Annotated in this window: 21 protein-coding genes; 17 read left to right on the top strand and 4 right to left on the bottom strand. The window is 69.5% G+C overall.

Features of this window, described 5'->3' with window-relative positions:
• Positions 1–19: 19 nt before the first annotated feature.
• The 13 genes from P2L57_RS01795 (at position 20) to P2L57_RS01735 (ending at position 12,269) form a co-directional block, all read left to right on the top strand.
• Entirely contained in the window at positions 20–661 is a 642-nt protein-coding gene (locus P2L57_RS01795) for an arsenate reductase/protein-tyrosine-phosphatase family protein (protein ID WP_372515584.1), read from the top strand.
• A gap of 165 nt (positions 662–826) precedes the next feature.
• Positions 827–2,122, top strand: coding sequence for a serine hydroxymethyltransferase (glyA, locus tag P2L57_RS01790; protein WP_275807011.1), 1,296 nt, complete (start codon positions 827–829; stop codon positions 2,120–2,122).
• Between the two features lie 129 nt (positions 2,123–2,251).
• A complete protein-coding gene (locus P2L57_RS01785) occupies positions 2,252–3,583 on the top strand; it encodes an MraY family glycosyltransferase (protein ID WP_275807009.1) in 1,332 nt (443 codons plus the stop codon).
• A gap of 269 nt (positions 3,584–3,852) precedes the next feature.
• Positions 3,853–4,263, top strand: coding sequence for a Cg1360 family ATP-synthase-associated protein (locus P2L57_RS01780; RefSeq protein ID WP_275807007.1), 411 nt, complete (start codon positions 3,853–3,855; stop codon positions 4,261–4,263).
• A gap of 294 nt (positions 4,264–4,557) precedes the next feature.
• Positions 4,558–5,349: a F0F1 ATP synthase subunit A gene (gene atpB, locus P2L57_RS01775; protein ID WP_303655874.1), complete on the top strand. Its 792-nt coding sequence runs from the start codon at positions 4,558–4,560 to the stop codon at positions 5,347–5,349.
• Between the two features lie 87 nt (positions 5,350–5,436).
• On the top strand, positions 5,437–5,697 hold the full coding sequence (gene atpE, locus P2L57_RS01770; protein WP_275807604.1) for an ATP synthase F0 subunit C: 261 nt from the start codon (positions 5,437–5,439) through the stop codon (positions 5,695–5,697).
• A gap of 41 nt (positions 5,698–5,738) precedes the next feature.
• Positions 5,739–6,281: a F0F1 ATP synthase subunit B gene (locus tag P2L57_RS01765; RefSeq protein WP_275807003.1), complete on the top strand. Its 543-nt coding sequence runs from the start codon at positions 5,739–5,741 to the stop codon at positions 6,279–6,281.
• 58 nt (positions 6,282–6,339) lie between these two features.
• Positions 6,340–7,155 carry a F0F1 ATP synthase subunit delta gene (locus P2L57_RS01760; RefSeq protein ID WP_275807001.1) on the top strand — a complete coding sequence of 272 codons (816 nt, stop codon included), beginning with the start codon at positions 6,340–6,342 and terminating at the stop codon, positions 7,153–7,155.
• 113 nt (positions 7,156–7,268) lie between these two features.
• Entirely contained in the window at positions 7,269–8,840 is a 1,572-nt protein-coding gene (atpA, locus tag P2L57_RS01755; RefSeq protein ID WP_275806999.1) for a F0F1 ATP synthase subunit alpha, read from the top strand.
• Between the two features lie 2 nt (positions 8,841–8,842).
• A complete protein-coding gene (locus P2L57_RS01750) occupies positions 8,843–9,772 on the top strand; it encodes a F0F1 ATP synthase subunit gamma (RefSeq protein WP_275806997.1) in 930 nt (309 codons plus the stop codon).
• A gap of 2 nt (positions 9,773–9,774) precedes the next feature.
• Positions 9,775–11,217, top strand: a complete 1,443-nt coding sequence (atpD, locus tag P2L57_RS01745) for a F0F1 ATP synthase subunit beta (protein ID WP_275806995.1) — start codon at positions 9,775–9,777, stop codon at positions 11,215–11,217.
• A 115-nt stretch (positions 11,218–11,332) separates the two neighbouring features.
• A complete protein-coding gene (locus P2L57_RS01740) occupies positions 11,333–11,707 on the top strand; it encodes a F0F1 ATP synthase subunit epsilon (protein WP_275807601.1) in 375 nt (124 codons plus the stop codon).
• Between the two features lie 115 nt (positions 11,708–11,822).
• The gene (locus P2L57_RS01735; RefSeq protein WP_275806993.1) at positions 11,823–12,269 is read left to right on the top strand and encodes a DUF2550 domain-containing protein; all 447 of its coding nucleotides are present in this window, start codon (positions 11,823–11,825) and stop codon (positions 12,267–12,269) included.
• A gap of 702 nt (positions 12,270–12,971) precedes the next feature.
• On the opposite strand, the gene P2L57_RS01730 is transcribed toward P2L57_RS01735, so the two are convergent.
• From P2L57_RS01730 to P2L57_RS01720, 3 genes are read right to left on the bottom strand one after another with little or no spacing between them, the layout of a single operon-like run.
• On the bottom strand, positions 12,972–13,544 hold the full coding sequence (locus P2L57_RS01730; protein WP_275806991.1) for a cob(I)yrinic acid a,c-diamide adenosyltransferase: 573 nt from the start codon (positions 13,542–13,544) through the stop codon (positions 12,972–12,974).
• A gap of 34 nt (positions 13,545–13,578) precedes the next feature.
• Entirely contained in the window at positions 13,579–14,334 is a 756-nt protein-coding gene (locus P2L57_RS01725) for an ABC transporter permease (protein WP_275806989.1), read from the bottom strand.
• Positions 14,335–14,343: 9 nt separating this feature from the next.
• On the bottom strand, positions 14,344–15,126 hold the full coding sequence (locus P2L57_RS01720) for an ABC transporter ATP-binding protein (protein ID WP_275806986.1): 783 nt from the start codon (positions 15,124–15,126) through the stop codon (positions 14,344–14,346).
• A gap of 79 nt (positions 15,127–15,205) precedes the next feature.
• On the opposite strand from P2L57_RS01720, the gene P2L57_RS01715 reads away from it, so the two are divergent.
• The 4 genes from P2L57_RS01715 (at position 15,206) to P2L57_RS01700 (ending at position 19,986) form a co-directional block, all read left to right on the top strand.
• The gene (locus tag P2L57_RS01715) at positions 15,206–15,847 is read left to right on the top strand and encodes a TetR/AcrR family transcriptional regulator (RefSeq protein ID WP_275806983.1); all 642 of its coding nucleotides are present in this window, start codon (positions 15,206–15,208) and stop codon (positions 15,845–15,847) included.
• Between the two features lie 81 nt (positions 15,848–15,928).
• Entirely contained in the window at positions 15,929–16,777 is an 849-nt protein-coding gene (locus P2L57_RS01710) for a 3-hydroxyacyl-CoA dehydrogenase family protein (RefSeq protein ID WP_275806979.1), read from the top strand.
• Positions 16,778–16,966: 189 nt separating this feature from the next.
• Positions 16,967–17,290 carry an STAS domain-containing protein gene (locus P2L57_RS01705; protein ID WP_275806976.1) on the top strand — a complete coding sequence of 108 codons (324 nt, stop codon included), beginning with the start codon at positions 16,967–16,969 and terminating at the stop codon, positions 17,288–17,290.
• 296 nt (positions 17,291–17,586) lie between these two features.
• Positions 17,587–19,986 (top strand): ATP-binding protein, encoded by a 2,400-nt coding sequence (locus P2L57_RS01700; protein WP_308292422.1) that lies wholly within the window; start codon positions 17,587–17,589, stop codon positions 19,984–19,986.
• Positions 19,987–20,061: 75 nt separating this feature from the next.
• Here P2L57_RS01700 and nucS read toward each other — a convergent pair whose 3' ends face one another.
• Positions 20,062–20,721, bottom strand: coding sequence for an endonuclease NucS (nucS, locus tag P2L57_RS01695; RefSeq protein WP_275806970.1), 660 nt, complete (start codon positions 20,719–20,721; stop codon positions 20,062–20,064).
• Between the last annotated feature and the right edge of the window lie 215 nt (positions 20,722–20,936).

The following is a 20,936-nucleotide window of genomic DNA, read 5'->3' as shown; positions in this document are numbered from 1 at the left end:
TCGGGGCGGACCCATGGTGCTGACCAGCCCCGACGAGCGGGGCATAACGGGCGGCGCAGTGGGGGAGGACCGTTTCCGTGTGCTCTACGTGTGCACCGGAAGCGTCTGCCGCTCTCCCATGGCCGAACGGCTGACCCGCCTGGAACTCGACCGCAGGCTCGGCGACGGCGCCGCGCAGATCGCGGTGCGCAGCGCGGGCACCTGGGGCCATGTCGGCGCGCCCATGGAGGCGCACGCCGCCACCGTACTGGCCGAGTACGGCGCCGACCCCGACGGTTTCCACGGCCGGGAGCTCATCGACGACCATGTCATCGAGGCCGACCTGGTGCTCACCGCCACCCGTGACCACCGCGCCCAGGTGGTGTCGATGGGCCATGCGGCGGGTCTGCGCACCTTCACGCTCAAGGAGTTCACCCGGCTGGTCCGGGCCATAGACCCGGCGACGCTGCCCGACGGCTGCGTGATCGACCGGGCCCGCGCGCTGGTCCGCGCCGCGGCGGCGCTGCGCGGCTGGCTACTGGCGCCCAACGCGGAAGCCGACGAGGTCTACGACCCCTACGGCGCGCCGGTGACGGTGTTCCGGCACATCGGCGCGGAGATCCACAGCGCGCTGGATCCCGTGGTCACCGCCCTCACGGGCGTCCCGTCACGGGTGAGCTGAGCACCGGTCCGGGGCCGGCCGCCGGTTCCGGTTCCTCCCGACGCGCGGGGAGAGCCCCGGTACCGTCTGGTGGCGGACGCGCAACGGCGCCGTCAGGGCGCGGTGCGGGGGCGCCGCGCCTAGAGTGGTTGGCAGGTCACCTGAGACAGGCCGGGAGCGGGCGCCATGGCGGTTGCCGGAACCACCCCTGAGACGGACGCGCGCACGGCGCCGTACGCCGCCGCGCACGCCGCCGACTTCGACGCACTGCGCCGCCAGGATCCGGAGCTGGCCGGCGTACTGCTCGCCGAGTACGAGCGCCAGACGGCCGGACTGCAGCTGATAGCGGCCGAGAACTTCGCCTCTCCCGCCGTACTCGCGGCGCTCGGCTCGCCGCTCACCAACAAGTACGCGGAGGGCTATCCGGGCCAGCGCCACCACGGCGGCTGCGAACTGGTGGACCTCGCGGAGCGGCTGGCCATCGAGCGGGCCTGTGCGCTCTTCGGCTGCGCGCACGCCAATGTGCAGCCCTACTCCGGCTCCTCAGCCGTCCTGGCGGCGTACGCGGCCCTGCTGGTGCCCGGCGACACCGTTCTGGCGATGTCGCTGCCGCACGGCGGCCACCTCACGCACGGCAGCCCGGCGAACTTCTCCGGCCGGTGGTTCGACTTCGCCGGGTACGGGGTGCGTCCCGGTACCGGACTGATCGACTACGACCAGCTGCGCGACCTCGCGCTCACCCGCCACCCCAAGGCGATCGTGGCGGGCTCCACCTCGTACCCGCGGCACATCGACTACGCGGCCTTCCGCGAGATCGCCGACGAGGTGGAGGCGTATCTGATCGTGGACGCCGCGCACACCCTCGGCCTGGTCGCGGGCGGCGCCGCGCCCAGCCCGGTGCCGTACGCGGACGTGGTGTGCGCCACCACGCACAAGACGCTGCGCGGCCCGCGCGGCGGCATCATCCTGTGCGGCTCCGAGCTCGCCGCCCGTATCGACCGCGCGGTCTTCCCGTTCACCCAGGGCGGCCCGCAGATGCACACCGTGGCGGCCACCGGCGTCGCCCTCGGCGAGGCCGCCACGCCCGCCTTCGCCGAGTACGCGCACCAGGTCGTCACCAACGCCCAGGTGCTCGCCGGGGCGCTGGCCGCCCAGGAGCTGCCCCCGCAGACCGGCGGTACCGACACCCATCTGATCACCGCGGACGTCTCGGCGCTCGACCTCACCGGCCTGCTGGCGCGCGGGCGGTGCGCCGCGGCCCGCATCTCGCTGGACAAGTGCGCCCTGCCGTCCGACCCGGTACCGACCGGTTCGGTCTCCGGGATACGGCTCGGGACGGCGGCGGTCACCACGCAGGGCATGCGGGAATCGGAGATGGAGCGGATCGCGAAACTGGTGGGACGGGCGTTGCGGGGAGAGGGAGGAGTGGCGGTGGAGGTCGCCGAGCTGGCAGCCGCGTTCCCGCCGTACACCCGGCTGTGACGTGCCCTTTGGCGGCTCGCCTGATCACCACTGTGAACATTGTGAAGACGCGATGGAACCGTTCGGGGTTCCTGTGTGTCCTCATCTTTGTTCACGCTCCTGGCTCGGAGGCGAATAAGGTGTGACGCTGTGCGCGAATACCTCCTGACACTCTGCGTCGCAGCGGCCGTCACGTATCTGCTGACCGGCCCGGTGCGGAAGTTCGCCATTGCCGCGGGCGCGATGCCGGAGATCCGGGCACGTGACGTGCACCGTGAGCCCACTCCGCGACTGGGCGGGATCGCGCTGTTCGGGGGTCTGTGCGCGGGACTGCTGGTGGCCTCCGCGCTGCCCAATCTCGGTGATGTGTTCAAACTCTCCAACGAGCCGCGCGCACTGCTGTCGGGAGCCGGGCTGATCTGGCTGCTCGGCGTGTTGGACGACAAGTGGGGCGTGGACGCGCTGATCAAGCTCGGCGGGCAGATGATCGCCGCGGGCGTGATGGTGATGCAGGGCCTGACGATCCTGTACCTGCCGGTGCCGGGCATCGGGCCGGTGTCGCTCAGCCCGATGCAGTCGACGCTGCTGACCGTGGCGCTGGTCGTCATCACCATCAACGCCGTCAACTTCGTTGACGGGCTTGATGGCTTGGCCGCGGGCATGGTGGGCATCGCCGCCATCGCGTTCTTCATGTACGCGTACCGGCTGTGGTTCGGGTACGGGGTGGAGAACGCCGCGCCCGCGACCCTGTTCAGCGCCATCCTCATCGGCATCTGCATGGGCTTCCTGCCGCACAACATCCACCCGGCGCGGATCTTCATGGGGGACTCGGGATCCATGCTGATCGGCCTGGTGATGGCCGCGTCAGCGATCTCGATCACCGGCCAGGTGGACCCGGATGTGATCACCAGCAACGCGGGTTCGGTGCGGGAGGCCGTGCACGCGATGGTGCCGGTCTACATCCCTCTGCTGCTGCCGCTGACGCTGATCGCGATTCCGGCCGCCGACCTGGTGCTGGCGATCGTTCGGCGCACCTGGAACGGCCAGTCGCCGTTCGCCGCCGACCGCGGCCATCTGCACCACCGGCTGCTGGAGATCGGGCACTCGCACAGCCGGGCGGTGCTGATCATGTACTTCTGGTCGGCGCTGATCGCCTTCGGCACGGTCGCGTTCTCGGCGCGTTCGTCCAGCCTGTGGATCGTGCTGGTGGTCGTCGCGCTCAGCGCGGTCGGCCTGGTCGTCCTGCTGCTGCCGCGCTTCAAGCCGCGCGCGCCGCGCTGGGCGGAGTCCTTCGTTCCGCCGCGCTACCGCAGCAGTCGGCGGCGGGCGGTGGCCGCGGCGAAGGCGGCCGCCGAAGCCGAGGCGGCGCTCGCCGCGACCAGCGCGGAGCAGCAGCTGTCCGGCGCAGGGCTGCACGGCGCCACCGCGATCGGCGACCGCTCGCGACTGCCCGATCGTCGCCGAGTCAGCAGCGCGCGCTGATTTCCACCCGACAGAACTACTTGTTTTACCGCATACCAGGCGGCTGGGGTGGCTGTCAGCCGCATGCGCTCATCTGTCGCCCATTGGTGTGACAGTGAGCACACGATGTAGGTAAAGACCTCATCAAATAGTTTGTGATACGGTTCACGAAACCAGGGACCACAGCCGAAAGACCCCACCGAGACGGTCTTCCGGCCGGAAGAATGCCTTCCGCCCGGTTGTACGATCGCCCCAATCCCCGCCCCCGACTCCAGCTCGGAGCCGCCCCCATGCAGTCCAACGACGCCCGGATCCTGCGGAGCGCCGCGATCCCCACGCTCGCCGTGGGTGTCATCGCGATCGTCCTCAGCACCGTCCTCGCCGGCGGCAAAGGCGCGATCGGCTCCGTGATCGGAGTCGCGGTCGCCGGGCTGTTCTTCGGTCTCGCCGTGATCGGCCTGAACAAGGCGGCGGAGAAGTTCCCGGAGATGTTCATGGCCGCGGGACTGGTGATGTACATGACTCAGCTGCTGGCCATGGCCATCCTGATCGCCGTCTTCGAGCGCGTCAGCTTTCTCAGCCCCCGGGCGTTCGCCTTCACCGTGATCGCCGCCACGGTGGTCTGGCTCGTCGGTCAGACCCGCGGCCATATGAAGGCGAAGACCTTTTACGTACAGCCCGTAGCGGAGCGCAAGCCATGATCATGGCGAACCGCTTCCGGACGGTGATCCCCCGTGCTTATGCGGTACTCACGTCCTGCTATGGTCCGTGCCAGCACGCGGATGTGCGGATCCGGGCGACGTCGCGCCATCACTCGGTGCGACAGCCCCCGCTGCCGCTGACCGCCGGTCCTCTTGGCCCGCTGCGGTCCCACCCCCCGATCAGTGAGACCAGTCCAGTGCCGCACCGTGGCCACGCGTCACGCCGACACACCGAGGTTGCCGTAACCATGCGTCAAGCCGCCGAAGGAGCCCGTGGTGAGTGCTGACCCCCAGATGCTCGCCTTCGAGACCAACTGCCACATCTTCAGCGGTTGCGGCTTCCCGTCTCCGGGCCTGAACTCCTTCGTCTTCAAGCCTCTCTTCACGGTCGGCGGCGTCCACTTCAACAAGCCGATGCTGCTCGCCGTGCTCTCCACGATCGTTGTGGTCGGGTTCTTCTGGGCGGCCTTCGCCAGGCCCAAGCTGCTGCCCGGCAAGCTGCAGATGGTCGGTGAGGCCGGCTACGACTTCGTGCGTCGCGGCGTGGTCCACGAGACGATGGGCCGCAAGGAGGGGGAGAAGTTCGTCCCCCTGATGGTCACGCTGTTCTTCTTCATCTGGATCATGAACCTGTGGGCGATCATCCCGATCGCCCAGTTCCCGGTGACCTCGATCATCGCCTTCCCGGCCGGTCTCGCGGCGATCGTCTACCTGACGTGGATGACGCTGACCTTCAAGCGACACGGCTTCGTCGGAGGGATGAAGAGCCTCTGCGGTTACCAGAAGGGCCTCGGTGCCGTCGCCTTCCTGGTGTTCCCGCTGGAGTTCCTCTCCAACACGATCATCCGGCCGTTCACGCACACGGTGCGACTCTTCGCGAACATGTTCGCCGGCCACCTGCTGCTGCTGATCTTCACGGTCGGCGCCTGGTACACGCTGAACGGCATCGGCATCGCGTACTCGGCCGTCGCGTTCGTGATGGTCGTCGTGCTGACCCTCTTCGAGCTGTTCATCCAGGCTCTGCAGGCCTATGTGTTCGTCGTCCTTGCCTCGGACTACGTCCGCGGCGCGATCGCCGGTCACTGACGGACGCCGCGTCCCCCCAAACCTCTGACCCGCCCTCGGTGGCCCGCCCACCAGCTGGAAAAAGACACTAAGGAAGAAAACGACATGATGGACCAGCTCGTCACCCTCGCTGCTGCGGCCACGCCCAAGACGCACGTCTACGGCTCCGTCGCCTCCATCGGCTATGGCCTCGCCGCCATCGGCCCGGGCGTGGGTATCGGCATCATCTTCGGTAACGGTGTCCAGGCCATGGCCCGCCAGCCTGAGGCGACCGGCCTGATCCGTCAGAACATGATCCTGGGCTTCGCGCTCTGTGAGGCGCTCGCCCTCATCGGCATCGTCATGCCGTTCGTGTTCGGCCAGAACTGACCGAACCGACCGACAGCCCTTAACCGACGAAAGGTCCCGATGTGACTCTCCTGCAGATTGCGGCGGACGAGGCGGAGAATCCGCTCATCCCACCGCTCCCGGAGCTGGTCATCGGCCTGGTCGCCTTCCTTATCGTCTTCGGCTTCCTGGCCAAGATGCTGCTGCCGCGCATCAACAAGGTGCTCGAGCAGCGGCACGAGGCCATCGAAGGCGGAATGGAGAAGGCCGAGGCCGCCCAGGCCGAGGCACAGGCGTTGCTCGAGCAGTACCGCCAGCAGCTCGCCGAGGCTCGCCACGAGGCCAACCGCCTGCGCCAGGAGGCGCAGGAGCAGGGTGCCGCGCTCATCGCCGAGATGCGCAGCGAAGGCCAGCGCCAGCGCGAGGAGATCATCGCCGCTGCCCACGCGCAGATCGAGGCCGACCGCAAGCAGGCCGCGCTGGCCCTGCGCCAGGACGTGGGCAAGCTCGCCGTCGAACTGGCCAGCAAGCTGGTCGACGAGGCGCTCCAGGAGCACGCCCGGCAGAGCCGTGTCATCGACCGCTTCCTCGACGAGCTTGCGGAGAAGGCCGAGGCCACGCGATGAACGCCGGAGCAGCCGAGCCGACGAGCGAGCGCAGCGAGCGAGAAGGGGAGCGCGACCGATGAACAGGGCAAGCCGCGAGGCACTGGCCGCCGCACGCGAGCGGCTCGACGCGCTGACGGACAACACGGCCGTCGACGCGGCGCAGCTCGCCGAGGAACTGGCTGCCGTAACGGCGCTGCTCGACCGCGAGGTGTCGCTGCGCCGGCTCCTCACCGACCCGGCGCAGAGCGGCGAGGCCAAGGCCGAACTCGTACAGCGGCTGCTGGGCGGGCAGGTCAGCGGCGAGACCGTCGACCTGGTCGCCGGCATGGTCCGGTCGCGCTGGTCGGCGTCGCGCGACCTGGTCGACGCGGTGGAGAACCTCTCGGACGTCGCGGAGCTCATCGTCGCCGAGCGCGCCGATGCGCTCGACGACGTGGAGGACGAGCTGTTCCGCATCGCGCGGATCATCGGCTCGACCCCCGAGCTGCGTGCCGTGCTGACCGGTGGCGCGACCAGCGGCTCGGCCAAGGCGGAGTTGATCACCAGGCTGCTGGGCGGCCGGGCGCACCCCGTCACCGTCCGTCTTGTCGCGCGCCTTGTGGCACATCCGCGGGGCCGTAGCCTGGAGGCAGGGCTCGACGCCCTCTCCAAGCTGGCCGCGGAGCGCCGCGGTCGGATGGTCGCGGTGGTCACTTCGGCGGTTCCGCTGTCCGACCAGCAAAAGCAGCGTCTCGGTGCGGCGCTGGCCAAGCTGTACGGCCGCCAGGTGCACCTGAACCTGGACGTGGACCCCGAGGTCCTCGGCGGGATCAGCGTGCGGATCGGCGACGAGGTCATCGACGGCACGGTCGCCAGCCGCCTCGAAGAGGCGACCCGGCGGCTGACCGGCTGACCAGCCACCGATGGGGACTGGGGACAGCCCCCGAAGAACACGCGTAGCACTGAAGCGGCCCGAGTTGGGCCGTAAAGATACTTAGGGCCCAACAAGGAGAGCAGGGAACCCAGATGGCGGAGCTCACGATCCGGCCGGAGGAGATCCGGGACGCGCTGGAGAACTTTGTCCAGTCGTACAAGCCGGACGCGGCCTCGCGCGAGGAGGTCGGAACGGTCAGCGATGCCGGCGACGGCATCGCGCACGTCGAGGGCCTGCCCTCGGCCATGGCGAACGAACTGCTGAAGTTCGAGGACGGCACCCTCGGCCTCGCCCTCAACCTTGAGGAGCGGGAGATCGGCGCCGTTGTCCTCGGTGAGTTCAGCGGCATCGAGCAGGGGCAGACCGTCCGTCGTACCGGCGAGGTGCTGTCCGTGGCCGTGGGCGAGGGCTACCTCGGCCGCGTTGTCGACCCGCTGGGCAACCCGATCGACGGCCTCGGCGAGATCGAGACCGACAGTCGCCGCGCCCTCGAACTGCAGGCCCCGGGCGTCATGGTTCGCAAGTCGGTGCACGAGCCGATGCAGACCGGTCTGAAGGCCGTCGACGCGATGACCCCGATCGGCCGCGGCCAGCGCCAGCTGATCATCGGCGACCGGCAGACCGGTAAGACCGCGCTCGCCGTCGACACGATCATCAACCAGCGCGACAACTGGCGCTCCGGCGACCCGAACAAGCAGGTCCGCTGCATCTACGTGGCCGTCGGCCAGAAGGGCTCCACCATCGCGTCCGTGCGCGGTGCGCTGGAGGAGGCGGGCTGCCTGGAGTTCACGACGATCGTCGCGGCCCCGGCGTCCGACCCGGCGGGCTTCAAGTACCTCGCCCCGTACACCGGTTCCGCCATCGGCCAGCACTGGATGTACCAGGGCAAGCACGTCCTGATCGTCTTCGACGACCTGTCCAAGCAGGCCGACGCCTACCGTGCGGTGTCCCTGCTGCTGCGCCGCCCGCCGGGCCGTGAGGCCTACCCGGGTGACGTCTTCTACCTGCACTCCCGTCTGCTGGAGCGTTGCGCCAAGCTCTCCGACGACATGGGCGCCGGTTCGATGACCGGTCTGCCGATCGTGGAGACCAAGGCCAACGACGTCTCGGCGTTCATTCCGACCAACGTCATCTCCATCACCGACGGCCAGTGCTTCCTGGAGTCCGACCTGTTCAACGCGGGCCAGCGCCCGGCGCTGAACGTGGGTATCTCGGTCTCCCGTGTCGGTGGCTCCGCCCAGCACAAGGCGATGCGCCAGGTCTCCGGCCGGCTGCGGGTGGACCTCGCCCAGTACCGCGAGCTGGAGGCGTTCGCCGCCTTCGGTTCCGACCTGGACGCGGCCTCCAAGGCGGCGCTGGAGCGCGGTAAGCGCATGGTCGAGCTGCTCAAGCAGGGCCAGTACTCGCCGTACCCGGTCGAGGAGCAGGTCGTCTCCATCTGGGCCGGTACCAACGGCAAGCTGGACGACGTCCCGGTGGTGGACATCCGCCGCTTCGAGCGCGAACTCCTGGACTGGATGGAGCGCGAGAAGAAGGACCTGCTGACCAGCATCCGCGAGGGCGCCAAGATGTCCGACGCGACCATCGAGGCCATCTCCGAGGCGGTCGACACCTTCAAGAAGCAGTTCGAGACCTCGGACGGCAAGCTGCTGGGTGAGGGCTGAGCATGGGCGCTCAACTTCGGGTCTACAAGCGCCGCATCCGCTCCGTCACCGCCACCAAGAAGATCACCAAGGCGATGGAGATGATCGCCGCGGCGCGCATTGTGAAGGCGCAGCGCGCGGTGGCCGCCTCCACTCCGTATGCCAAGGCGCTGACCCGCGCGGTGGCGGCGGTGGCCACGGGCTCCACCGACAAGCACCCGCTGACCACCGAGAACGAGAACCCGACGCGCGCCGCGGTGCTGCTCATCACGAGCGACCGCGGTCTGGCCGGCGGGTACTCCTCCAACGCGATCAAGGCGGCCGAAGGGCTCACGGAGCGGCTGCGCTCCGAGGGCAAGGAGGTCGTGCCGTACATCGTGGGCCGCAAGGGTGTGGCGTACTACAACTTCCGCGGACGTGACGCCGCGGGCTCGTGGACCGGCTTCACCGACAGCCCCACGTACGCGGACGCCAAGCGGGTCGCCGACCCCCTGATCGAGTCCGTGATCGCGGGCTCGGATGAGGGCGGCGTCGATGAACTGCACATCGTCTTCACGGAGTTCGTGTCGATGATGACGCAGTCACCGATGGACGACCGGCTGCTGCCGATCAGCCTTGAGAAGACCGCGGAGGCGGTCGAGGAGGCGGTCGAGCACGCCGGCAAGCCGATGCCGCTCTACGAGTTCGAGCCGTCCGCGGAAGGTGTGCTGGACGCACTGCTGCCGCGGTACGTCGAGAGCCGGGTCTACAACGCACTGCTGCAGGCGGCGGCCTCCGAGCACGCCGCCCGCCGCCGGGCGATGAAGTCGGCGACCGACAACGCCGAGGAACTCATCAAGTCGCTTTCGCGGCTTGCCAACGCGGCCCGCCAGGCCGATATCACCCAGGAAATCAGCGAGATCGTCGGTGGCGCGAGCGCCCTGGCCGACGCGACCGCGGGGAGTGACCGATAACCATGACCACCACTGTTGAGACGGCTACGGCGACGGGCCGCGTCGCGCGGGTCATCGGCCCGGTCGTCGACGTGGAGTTCCCCGTCGACGCGATGCCCGAGATCTACAACGCGCTGCACGTCGAGGTCGCTGACCCGGCCAACGCCGGGGAGAAGCGCACGCTGACCCTTGAGGTCGCCCAGCACCTGGGCGACGGACTGGTCCGCGCGATCTCGATGCAGCCCACCGACGGCCTGGTCCGCCAGGCCGAGGTGACCGACACCGGCGCCGGCATCTCCGTGCCGGTCGGCGATGTCACCAAGGGCCGGGTGTTCAACACCCTCGGCGAGATCCTGAACGTGGACCCGTCCACGGTCGAGGTCACCGAGCGCTGGCCGATCCACCGCAAGGCCCCGGCCTTCGACCAGCTTGAGTCGAAGACCGAGATGTTCGAGACCGGTCTGAAGGTCGTCGACCTGCTGACCCCGTACGTCAAGGGCGGCAAGATCGGTCTGTTCGGTGGTGCGGGCGTCGGCAAGACGGTCCTCATCCAGGAAATGATCATGCGTGTGGCGAAGCTGCACGAGGGTGTGTCGGTGTTCGCCGGTGTCGGCGAGCGCACCCGTGAGGGCAACGACCTCATCCAGGAGATGGAGGAGTCCGGCGTCCTCGACAAGACCGCGCTGGTCTTCGGCCAGATGGACGAGCCCCCGGGCACCCGTCTGCGGGTCGCGCTGGCCGGTCTGACCATGGCGGAGTACTTCCGCGATGTGCAGAAGCAGGACGTGCTGTTCTTCATCGACAACATCTTCCGCTTCACCCAGGCCGGTTCCGAGGTCTCCACCCTGCTCGGCCGTATGCCGTCCGCGGTGGGCTACCAGCCGAACCTCGCCGACGAGATGGGCATCCTGCAGGAGCGCATCACCTCGACCCGCGGCCACTCGATCACCTCGATGCAGGCGATCTACGTTCCGGCGGATGACCTGACCGACCCGGCCCCGGCGACCACCTTCGCGCACCTCGACGCGACCACGGTGCTCTCCCGGCCGATCTCGGAGAAGGGCATCTACCCGGCCGTGGACCCGCTGGACTCCACGTCCCGCATCCTGGACCCGCGCTACATCGCGCAGGACCACTACGACTGCGCCATGCGCGTCAAGGGGATCCTGCAGAAGTACAAGGACCTCCAGGACATCATCGCCATTCTCGGTATCGACGAGCTGGGCGAGGAGGACAAGCTCACCGTCCACCGCGCCCGTCGCATCGAGCGGTTCCTGTCCCAGAACACCCACGCGGCGAAGCAGTTCACCGGTGTGGACGGTTCGGACGTCTCGCTGGAGGAGTCGATCAGCGCGTTCAACGCGATCGCCGACGGTGAGTACGACCACTTCCCGGAGCAGGCGTTCTTCATGTGCGGTGGCCTTGAGGACCTGAAGGCCAACGCCAAGGAGCTCGGCGTCTCCTGACGCCCGGAGCCTCGACGCGTGATGGGGGGGCGGGCTGGTCCCGCCCCCCGTCTCGCACCCCGTTATTCTGTGACCCAACACCTGCCGGCAGCGGTGGGTGGAGACCCGAGGAGCCATCTTGGCCGAGCTGCACGTCGAGCTGGTCGCCGCCGACCGCAAGGTCTGGACCGGCGAAGCCAACATCGTCGTCGCGCGCACGGTGTCGGGCGACGTAGGCATCATGCCGGGCCACCAGCCGCTGCTCAGTGTGTTGGAGTTCGGTCCGGTAACCATCCGTACCGCCGACGGCCCGGTCGTCGCGCTGGTGCACGGCGGGTTCATCTCGTTCGCGGACAACCAGCTCTCGATTCTCGCGGAGATCGCCGAGCTCGCGGACGAGATCGACGTCGAGCGCGCCGAGCGTGAGCTTGAGGTCGCCAAGGCGGAGGCGGACGCGGCGGCGGAGCTCAAGGCCGCCGCACGACTGCGTGTCGCTACCGGCACGTACTGAGACGCGACCTGAGGCCGCGGACCGCCAGACCGGCGATCCGCGGCCCGGCCGCAGCAGGAGCTGTCTGTAACAGGTGTCCGGCCACCCCGGACGTGAAGCGAGGAGGTCAGTGGGCATGGTCCTCGCTTTGCAGCTGTTCGGACTGGCCGTCGCGGTGGCCGCGATCGGCCTTTTCGTCTTCGGACTGCGCCGCAGGCTGATCCAGCGGCCGGGCGGCACCTTCGACTGCAGTCTGCGGTCCGTCGAGGAGACGGCGGTCGAGCCCACCGGCAAGGGCTGGGTGTACGGCGTGGCCCGGTACAGCGGCGACCGCGTCGAGTGGTTCCGGGTCTTCTCCTACGCGCCGCGCCCGCGTCGCGTTCTCGAACGCTCCGCCATCGAGGTCATCGAGCGCCGCACCCCGCAGGGCGAGGAGGAGCTGGCGCTGCTCTCCGACTCCGTGGTGCTGGTTTGTACGCACCGGGGCACCCGTCTGGAACTGGCGATGAGCGATGACGCCCTGACGGGCTTCCTCGCCTGGCTGGAGGCAGCGCCTCCGGGGCAACGGGTGAACGTGGCGTAGTGTCGGCGCCCTCCCGGCGGATCCGCTTCTGGGGTGCGCTTGGTTGGCTACCGCCGGTTTCCCGCCGTGGGGGCTTCTCGCCGTCGCGGCGGTTTTCTTTTTGGGGGGAACGCCCCCCGGCGATCTTCTTTTGGGACGCCCCGAAGATTGTTCCGCCGCGACGGCGAGCAACCAGGACGGCGCGGTCCGGGGGTTCCGCACCGGCCGCGACCTCACGCCGAACCCGGCCCGCCAGGTGTCAGCGGTTTTCTCCGGGTACCCACAGGACGTCGCCGCGTTCCTTGTTCGCTGTCCGCGCCGGGATGCTGTGTTTTTCGGGGGCGACCCCCGGACCCCTGGCCGGGTGGGAGAGGGGTTTCGGGTTTGTGGCTGTGTGTCATGCTGCTGCCGCGGTGGTGAGTGGCCGCAGGGCTGGGGGCCGGCGGTAGGGAAGCGGTCCCCGGCCTTACGCGATGCCCTGCTGTCAGGTGTCAGCGGTTTTCTCCGGGTACCCACAGGACGTCGCCGCGTTCCTTGTTCGCTGTCCGCGCCAGGATGCTGTGTTTTTCGGGGGCGACCCCCGGACCCCTGGCCGGGTGGGAGAGGGGTTTCGGGTTTGTGGCTGTGTGTCATGCTGCTGCCGCGGTGGTGAGTGGCCGCGGCGCTGGGGGCCGGTGGTAGGGAAGCGGTCCCCGGCCTTACGCGATGTCCTGCTGTCAGGTGTCAGCGGTTTTCTCCGGGTACCCACAGGACGTCGCCGCGTTCCTTGTTCGCTGTCCGCGCCAGGATGAACAGCAGGTCGGAGAGGCGGTTCAGGTACTTCGCGGTCAGCGGGTTCATCGTTTCGCCGTGGGACTCCAGGGCGGCCCAGGTGGTGCGTTCGGCGCGGCGGACCACCGTGCAGGCCTGGTGGAGGAGTGCGGCGCCCGGGGTGCCGCCGGGCAGGATGAAACTGCGTAGCTTCTCCAGGTCGGCCAGGAAGCGGTCGCAGTCGGCTTCCAGCTTGTCGATGTAGCTCTGCTCGACGCGCAGCGGCGGGTACTTGGGGTTCTCCACGACCGGTGTGGCGAGGTCCGCCCCGACGTCGAACAGGTCGTTCTGCACCCGGACCAAGACGTTGGCGACCTCCCCCGGCAGTGCGCCCAGCGCGATCGCCACGCCGATCGCGGCGTTCGCCTCGTTGGCGTCGGCGTACGCCGCGATCCGCGGGTCGGTCTTGGGGGCCCGGCTCATGTCGCCGAGGGCGGTGCTGCCGTTGTCGCCGGTCCTGGTGTAGATGCGCGTCAGATTGACCATGAGACGAGCCTATGGCCTGTCCGGCGGACGATGGTCAGGCCTCGGCCTTACGGAACAGCCGCGTCCCCGTGGTCACCGAGACGGCCAGGAGCGCCGCGGCCACCAGCACCCCGTAGAGCATCGTGCTGCCGCCGTAGTCGCCGACGAAGGCGGCCCGTACCGCGTCGACCAGATAGCGGAACGGCATGAGGTGCGAGAGCACGTTCAGCCAGCCGGGCGCGAGCGACATCGGCAGCATCAGGCCGGACAACAGCATCGCGGGCATGTTGACCGCGTTGACCAGCGGGCCGAACGACTGCGGGGTGGACACCCGCATCGCGAGCGAGTACGACAGCGAGGCGAGCGAGACCGCCATCGCGGCGACGAACGCGAAGCCGAGAACGATGCCGAACAGCGGTGCGCGCAGACCCATGGCCAACGCGACGAGGATCACCAGCACGGCCTGGAAGACGAACAGCGCCGCGTCCCGCAGCACCCTGCCCAGCAGCAGCGCGAGCCTGCTGACCGGGGTGACCCGCATCCGCTCCACGACGCCGTGCTGCTTCTCGATGATGATGGCGAAACCACAGAACGCGGCGCCGAACAGCCCGAGTTGCAGCAGCAGACCAGGGACCAGCACCTGCCAGGAACTGCCGCGGGAGGCCAGCGGCATTCCGGTCAGCAGCGGTCCGTAGAGCAGCAGGTAGAGCACCGGCATCAGGGCGCCGAAGAGGATCTGAATCTTGGAGCGCAGCGTCTGACGGGCGTAACGCCCGAAGACCAGCGCGGTGTCGGCGAGGAAAGTGGTCAACGAGGGCTCCTAGACGGCGACGGGGGTGGCGTCCTGGGGCGTGACCCCGCGCCCGGTGATGGCGAGGAAGGTGTCCTGCAAGGTCGCGTCGGGCGAGCCCGCGTATCGCCTCTTGAGGGCGATCGGGGTGCCGTCCGCGACGATCCGGCCCTGGTCGACGATGACCAGTCGGTCGGAGAGCGCGTCGGCCTCGTCCAGGTAGTGCGTGGTGAGGAAGACGGTGGTGCCCCACTGCGCGCGGATGAGCCGGACCAGGTCCCACAGGTCGGAGCGGCTGCCCGGGTCGAGTCCGGTGGTCGGCTCGTCCAGGAAGAGCACCGCGGGCCGGTGGGCGAGGCCCATGGCGATGTCCAGCCGCCGCCGCTGTCCGCCGGACAATGCGGCGCACTTGCGCTCCAGAAGTTCGGTCAGGTCGAGCTCGCGGGCCAACTCCTCGGCGCGCGCCTCGGCTTCGGCCTTGGACAGCCGGTAGAGCCGTCCCTGGGTGACCAGTTCCTCCCGTACGGAGATGCTCGGGTCGACGCCGCCTGACTGGGCGACATACCCGGTCTTCTGCCGTACCCCGGCCGGATCGCGGACGAGGTCGCAGCCCGCCACGGTGGCGGCTCCACCGGTCGGCGCGAGCAGCGTGGTGAGCATCCGCAAGGTGGTGGTCTTTCCGGCGCCGTTGGGGCCGAGGAAGCCCAGGATCTCGCCGGCCTGCACGGTGAGGTCGATGCCGCGTACGGCCTGGACCGGGCCGCTCCTGGTCTGGAAGGTCCGGGCGAGCCCGGACGTACTGATGACTGCCATGGCGCAAGAAAAGCAGGGTCTCTTAAATTTTGCAATGCCTCCAAAATTTCATCAGCCCCAGCAAAGCTAGGATGGGGGCATGGCGGAAGAGGGGCTCAGGGAGCGGAAGAAGCGGCGGACCCGGCAGAACATCTCGGACATCGCGACCGGGCTGTTCCTGGGGCGCGGGTTCGACGCGGTGACCATCGCGGAGATCGCCGCCGCCGCCGATGTCTCCGTCAACACCGTGTACAACTACTTCCCCGCGAAGGAGGACCTCTTCTTCGATCGGAGCCAGGGCGTGATCGACCGCCTTCCCCGGTATGTGCGAGGCCGCGGCAAGGGGGAGTCGGCCGCCGCGGCCGTACTGCGCGAGCTGCGCGGACAGGTGGAGGAAGTGTCGCCGTCCGTTGGGCTGTTCGATGGATATGACCGCTTCATGCGCGTCATCGAGGAATCACACGCCCTCAAGGCGCGCCTGTGGTACCTGCAGCAGGAGGTCGTCGAATCCGTCGAGCGGACCCTGCGTGAGGAGATGGCGGCCGCCCCCGACGATCCGCTGCCGCTCCTTGTCGGCTCCCAACTCGCCTGGTTGCAGACCACGCTCATGGGATACGTCGGCCGCGAGATGGTGGCGGGCCGCAAGCCCGCGGAGGTCTCCAGGGAGGCACTCGACCTCCTCGACGAGATGGAGGACCTGTTGGGCGAGCGGGTTCTCAACTATGCGGCGAAGAACACATAGTGACGCGAGCCTCTTCATACTGCGCGCAGTGGTGAACGGACGTTAAGGTCCGCCCAAAGACGTCCAATAGAGGGGTGTGTCGTGGCGAAGAAGCTCGCCGTCATCGGAGCCGGTCTGATGGGCTCCGGCATCGCACAGGTATCGGCCCAGGCGGGCTACGAGGTCGTGCTGCGTGATGTCACCGACGAGGCACTGGCCCGGGGCAAGGGCGGCATCCAGGCGTCGTACGAGAAGTTCGTCGCCAAGGGCAAGCTGGACGCCGCCACCGCCGAGGCCGCGCTCGGCCGCATCACCACGACCACCGACCTCGACGCGGTCGCCGACGCCGACATCGTCGTCGAGGCGGTCTTCGAGAAGATCGAGGTCAAGCAGGACATCTTCCGCGCCCTCGACAAGATCGTCCGCGAGGAGGCGATCCTCGCCTCCAACACCTCGGCCATTCCGATCACCAAGATCGCCGCGGTGACCGAGCGGCCGGAGCGGGTGGTCGGCACGCACTTCTTCTCGCCGGTGCCGATGATGCAGCTGTGCGAGCTGGTCCGCGGCTACAAGACCAGTGACGAGACGCTGGCCGCCGCCCGGACCTTCGCCGAGGAGATCGGCAAGACCTGCATCGTCGTCAACCGCGATGTCGCGGGCTTCGTCACCACCCGGCTGATCTCCGCCCTCGTGGTGGAGGCCGTCAAGCTCTACGAGTCCGGCGTCGCCTCGGCCGAGGACATCGACACCGCCTGCAAGCTCGGCTTCGGACACGCCATGGGTCCGCTGGCCACCACCGACCTCACCGGTGTCGACATCCTGCTGCACGCCACCAGCAACATCTACACCGAGTCGCAGGACGAGAAGTTCGCCCCGCCGGAGCTGATGCGGCGCATGGTTGACGCGGGCGACATCGGTCGCAAGAGCGGCCAGGGCTTCTACCGCTACTGAAGCGGCGGACGGCGCGCCAGTACCAGCGCGGGCGACCGCGTCGCGGCCTACGCCTTCACCCCGAAGAGTGAATTCGGTATCGGTTCGCTCACGGACGGCAACCCTTGGATGCGACGAATCGTCAGTTGCGGTGAGACTGGAGAGACGATCGGCACGGACAACGGGGATCCACACACCTTGGGAGCGAGCATGCACATCTGGGGCGACCACGCCCAGCTCAGCGTCGGGGGCCGCCTCGATGTCCGGAGCGCGGCGGACGCCCGTACCGTCCTGCATTCCGCTGTCGACTCCGGCCAAGGTGACCTGGTGCTGGATCTGACCGAACTGGACTCGTGGGATGCCACGGGCCTTGGCGTGATCATGGGGGCACACCGGCGCGCCGGACGGGCGAACCGACGGCTGGTGCTGCGCGGTGTGCCCCCGCAGATGGAACGGCTGCTGGTGGCGACGCGACTGCACCGCATCCTCACCATCGAGCGGGGGCTCACGGCGGACCCGTCGACGCGCCCCTAGTGCCGCGGACGGGCGGGCCGCCCAGGGCCTGCCGTCCCGGCTGTGCGGCCATACTGTGCGGGCCGGGGGGCCGGGGCCCGCGGTGCCGGCGCTGGTGTAACAGTCCCTGGGAGAACACAGTAGGGTTCGGTTCCCGGCGTGCCGCCCGGCACGCCGTTGCAAGGCAACCGGGCCGGTCCCAAGTTCGGACGTACGGGCTTCCGGTACGACATCCCGTACGCGAATCGCTCTGGGGGGCGGAGACGATGGACCCACAAAGCCGTGGACCCGAGGACCATGACGCCTTCGGATCGCCAATGCCCGGGGACCACCCGGTGGCGGGCGGTGAGGACACCCTGTCGACCCGGCGACCACCACGTCCGTCGCGGGAGTCAGCCGGAGCGCAGCCCGGCGCGGGGAACGGTCCTGGCACCGCCCGCGTCGCCCAGCTCGTGGCGGGCGACTACCTGCTCACCGTCAACCCCATAGACGGCAGCGAGGTCGTCCTCTGCCCGCCGGACCGGATACCCACGGCGGTCCGGCGCACCCCCGAGGAGCGCGCGGCCCGCGACCGCGCCGCCCGGCCGGTGGCGTCCGCCGGTCCGTCGGCGCCGGAACCGCCGCTGCTGGAGCGGTCGGAGGAGAGCGAGCGGCTGGTACGGCTGCTCGGCCGAGGCCGCTCGGTACGGGTCACCGGGCCCTCGGGCTGCGGCCGCACCGCACTGCTCGCCGCCATAGCCGACCGGTGTGTCGGCCTGGCGCCCGACGGCGTCATACGCCTTTCCGGCTACCGCCGTACCCCCGGCGATCTGCTGCACGACCTCTACGCGGCCGTGTACCGCGCCAACCACCACCTCCCCGACCGGGCGTGGCTGCGGGAACTCGCGGGCGACATCGGCGCCGTCGTCGTCCTGGACGACATCGACTTCGGTGGCGCGGCCCTTGAGGAACTCCTCGGCTCGGCGCCCGAATGCGCCTTCCTGATCTCCGCCACCCCCGAGGTCGCCGCCCCTTCCGCCGACTCGCAGATCGAGGAGGTCTTCCTCCCCGGCCTGTCCAAGGCCGCCTGTGTGGAGCTGCTGGAGCGGGCCGTCGAACGCCCGCTCACCGAGGATGAGGGCGCCTGGGCGGCGGACCTGTGGTTCGAGTCCGAGGGCCTGCCGCTGCGCTTCGTCCAGGCCGGAGCGCTGCTGCGGCAGCGTGCCGCCCTGCGGCAGCGCGCGGACCAGTCCGACGACCAGGTGGATGACAACCCGTTCGATCCCGACGCGGTGCCCGGCCGAGCCCCACTGCCGTCACTGGCGGAGAGCGCCGCCCCGGCCCAACTGCTCGCCTCCCGGCTGAGCTCGAACGCCAGCGAGGTACTGTCCTTCGCCATCGCGCTCGGCGGTGAGTGCCCCCACCAGTCGCATCTGCCCGCGCTGGTCGGTGACACACACGCCGACTCCGCGCTCGCCGAACTCGTCGCCTGCGGTCTGGCCACTCCGGTCGCCTCGCACTTCCGGCTCGCCGCCGGGGTGCTCCAGCAGCTCACCGCGGCGGGCGACGCCGGGCAGCGGGAACGGGCGCAGGCGCCCGCCCAGCACTACGCATGGTGGGCCGGGCATCCGTCGGTCGACGCGGAGCGGGTCGCCGACGAGGCGGACGCCATCCTGGCCGCGATGTCCGCCAGCCGCGACGGCGGCCACCCGAGCTCCGCGGTGCTGCTGGCGCACACCGCCGCCCCGGCGTTCGCCGCCGCGCTGAACTGGAGCGCGTGGGAGCGCGCGCTGCGGGTCGGGCAGGAGGCCGCACGACTCGCCGGTGAGGTCGGTGAAGAGGCCTACTTCCACCACGAGTTGGGCGTCCTCGCGCTGTGCACCGGCAATCTGGACCGGGCGCGCACCGAGCTGGAGGCGTCCATCGGCATGCGCGGCGTGCTCGCCGACCGGCAGGGCACCATCGTCGGCCGCCGCACCCTCGCACTGGTCACCGACCGGGCGGCCGGGCCGACGCCGGTGCGTACCCAGGCCGCCGAGGAGATCCCCATCTCCCGTAGCGAGGCATCGCAGTCCCCGCTGACCCTACGGCCGCCGCATCCCGTAGAGCAGACCGCCCCGACCGTCGTCACCCGGCAACCGGTGGCCGCCCCGCCGCGTCGGCGCATCGCGCTGCTCGCCGGATCGCGCCGGAACCTGATCGCGGCGGGCGCGGGAGCGGTGCTCGCCGCGGTACTCGGCACGGTCGTCACGCTCGGCGCCACGTCCGACCACAAGGCCACGCAGAACACGCCGATGAACGTCAACCCCTCGGAATCGGCCACGCAGGACATCGGCGGCGACGGCGACCTCCCCGCCGGCCAGCCCACGCCCGCGGGCCACACACCGCGGCACTCCGCACAGCCCGGCTCCCCGGGCCACCGTGCCTCCACCGGCCCGGCGCCCGGGACACCGTCCACCGGATCGCCGGACGGCGGCGCGACCACTCCGAGCGGCACCGGGCCGACCCAGCCGCCGAGCTCGCAGCCTCCGACGTCCCAGACGCCCCCGCCGCCGCCCCCCACCAAGTCATCCTCGCCGTCGCAGAGTTCCACCCCGCCCCCTCCGCCGACGTCCAAGCCCCCGATCACCCCGAGCTCGGGGACGTCGACCACGGCCAGCGGTGCGGCTCCCAGCGAGTCCGGTTCCGGCCGCGGGACGACGACTCCCAGCACAGCCCTCAGCGGCAGCGCCGCCTAGCGCCTGTCCAGCGGCCCCCGGCCAACAGAAGAGCCCCGGCGCATGGTGCGCCGGGGCTCTTCCGTACCCGCGGGACTAGAACAGCCGCAGCTTGTCGTCCTCGATGCCGCGCAGTCCGTCGTAGTCGAGCACGGCACAGGAGATACCGCGGTCGGTGGCGAGCACCCGCGCCTGCGGCTTGATCTCCTGGGCGGCGAAGACACCCTTCACCGGGGCCAGGTGCGGATCGCGGTTGAGCAGTTCCAGATAGCGGGTGAGCTGCTCCACACCGTCGATCTCGCCGCGCCGCTTGATCTCCACCGCGACCGTTCCGCCGTCGGCGTCCCGGCACAGGATGTCGACCGGGCCGATGGCCGTGGGGTATTCACGCCGAATAAGCGTCCAGCCCTCGCCGAGGGTTTCGATGCGGTCGGCGAGGAGTTCCTGGAGGTGTGCCTCCACACCGTCCTTGATGAGGCCGGGGTCTACGCCCAACTCGTGGGAGGAGTCGTGCAGCACCTCCTCCAAGGTGATGATGAGCTGTTCCCCCGCCTTGTTGACCACTGTCCAGACGCCGTCCCCCTCCTTGAGGGTGCACGGCGGCGACATCCAGTTGAGGGGTTTGTAGGCACGGTCATCCGCATGGATCGACACACTGCCATCGGCTTTTATCAGCAGAAGTCGCGGCGCCGACGGCAGGTGGGCGGTAAGCCGACCTGCGTAGTCCACGGAGCAACGAGCAATGACGAGACGCACGGTCCGCAACGCTACTCGAACCTCCCCCTGGCGCGCATTCTGATCTTCCAGCCGTGCGGCATCGGCGGCCGGTGCTCCGGATCCGGCGACAGGATGCGCATTCGGGGACAGGGCGGGCATGCGAGGTTGGCCGGTTGTGGGCGCAAGCTTCTGGTGCGGCAGTACCGATCCCCCTACGGTGGGTAGCGGGAGTCCGCCGTGCGGGAGATTTTTCG

The organism is Streptantibioticus ferralitis (assembly GCF_029223525.1).
GTDB classification, from domain to species: Bacteria; Actinomycetota; Actinomycetes; order Streptomycetales; family Streptomycetaceae; genus Streptantibioticus_A; species Streptantibioticus_A ferralitis.
This window is presented reverse-complemented; position numbering and strand designations above follow the sequence as displayed.

What these genes read in the sequence shown, in the direction of transcription:
- P2L57_RS01780 (WP_275807007.1), top strand. Translation starts at nt 3,853, where the DNA reads ATGCAGTCCAACGACGCCCGGATCCTGCGGAGCGCCGCGATCCCCACG.
- glyA (WP_275807011.1), top strand. Translation starts at nt 827, where the DNA reads ATGGCGGTTGCCGGAACCACCCCTGAGACGGACGCGCGCACGGCGCCG.
- atpA (WP_275806999.1), top strand. Translation starts at nt 7,269, where the DNA reads ATGGCGGAGCTCACGATCCGGCCGGAGGAGATCCGGGACGCGCTGGAG.
- P2L57_RS01735 (WP_275806993.1), top strand. Translation starts at nt 11,823, where the DNA reads ATGGTCCTCGCTTTGCAGCTGTTCGGACTGGCCGTCGCGGTGGCCGCG.
- atpD (WP_275806995.1), top strand. Translation starts at nt 9,775, where the DNA reads ATGACCACCACTGTTGAGACGGCTACGGCGACGGGCCGCGTCGCGCGG.
- P2L57_RS01715 (WP_275806983.1), top strand. Translation starts at nt 15,206, where the DNA reads ATGGCGGAAGAGGGGCTCAGGGAGCGGAAGAAGCGGCGGACCCGGCAG.
- P2L57_RS01730 (WP_275806991.1), bottom strand. Translation starts at nt 13,544, where the DNA reads ATGGTCAATCTGACGCGCATCTACACCAGGACCGGCGACAACGGCAGC.
- atpE (WP_275807604.1), top strand. Translation starts at nt 5,437, where the DNA reads ATGGACCAGCTCGTCACCCTCGCTGCTGCGGCCACGCCCAAGACGCAC.
- atpB (WP_303655874.1), top strand. Translation starts at nt 4,558, where the DNA reads ATGCTCGCCTTCGAGACCAACTGCCACATCTTCAGCGGTTGCGGCTTC.
- P2L57_RS01750 (WP_275806997.1), top strand. Translation starts at nt 8,843, where the DNA reads ATGGGCGCTCAACTTCGGGTCTACAAGCGCCGCATCCGCTCCGTCACC.
- P2L57_RS01700 (WP_308292422.1), top strand. Translation starts at nt 17,587, where the DNA reads ATGCCCGGGGACCACCCGGTGGCGGGCGGTGAGGACACCCTGTCGACC.
- P2L57_RS01720 (WP_275806986.1), bottom strand. Translation starts at nt 15,126, where the DNA reads ATGGCAGTCATCAGTACGTCCGGGCTCGCCCGGACCTTCCAGACCAGG.
- P2L57_RS01705 (WP_275806976.1), top strand. Translation starts at nt 16,967, where the DNA reads ATGCACATCTGGGGCGACCACGCCCAGCTCAGCGTCGGGGGCCGCCTC.
- P2L57_RS01760 (WP_275807001.1), top strand. Translation starts at nt 6,340, where the DNA reads ATGAACAGGGCAAGCCGCGAGGCACTGGCCGCCGCACGCGAGCGGCTC.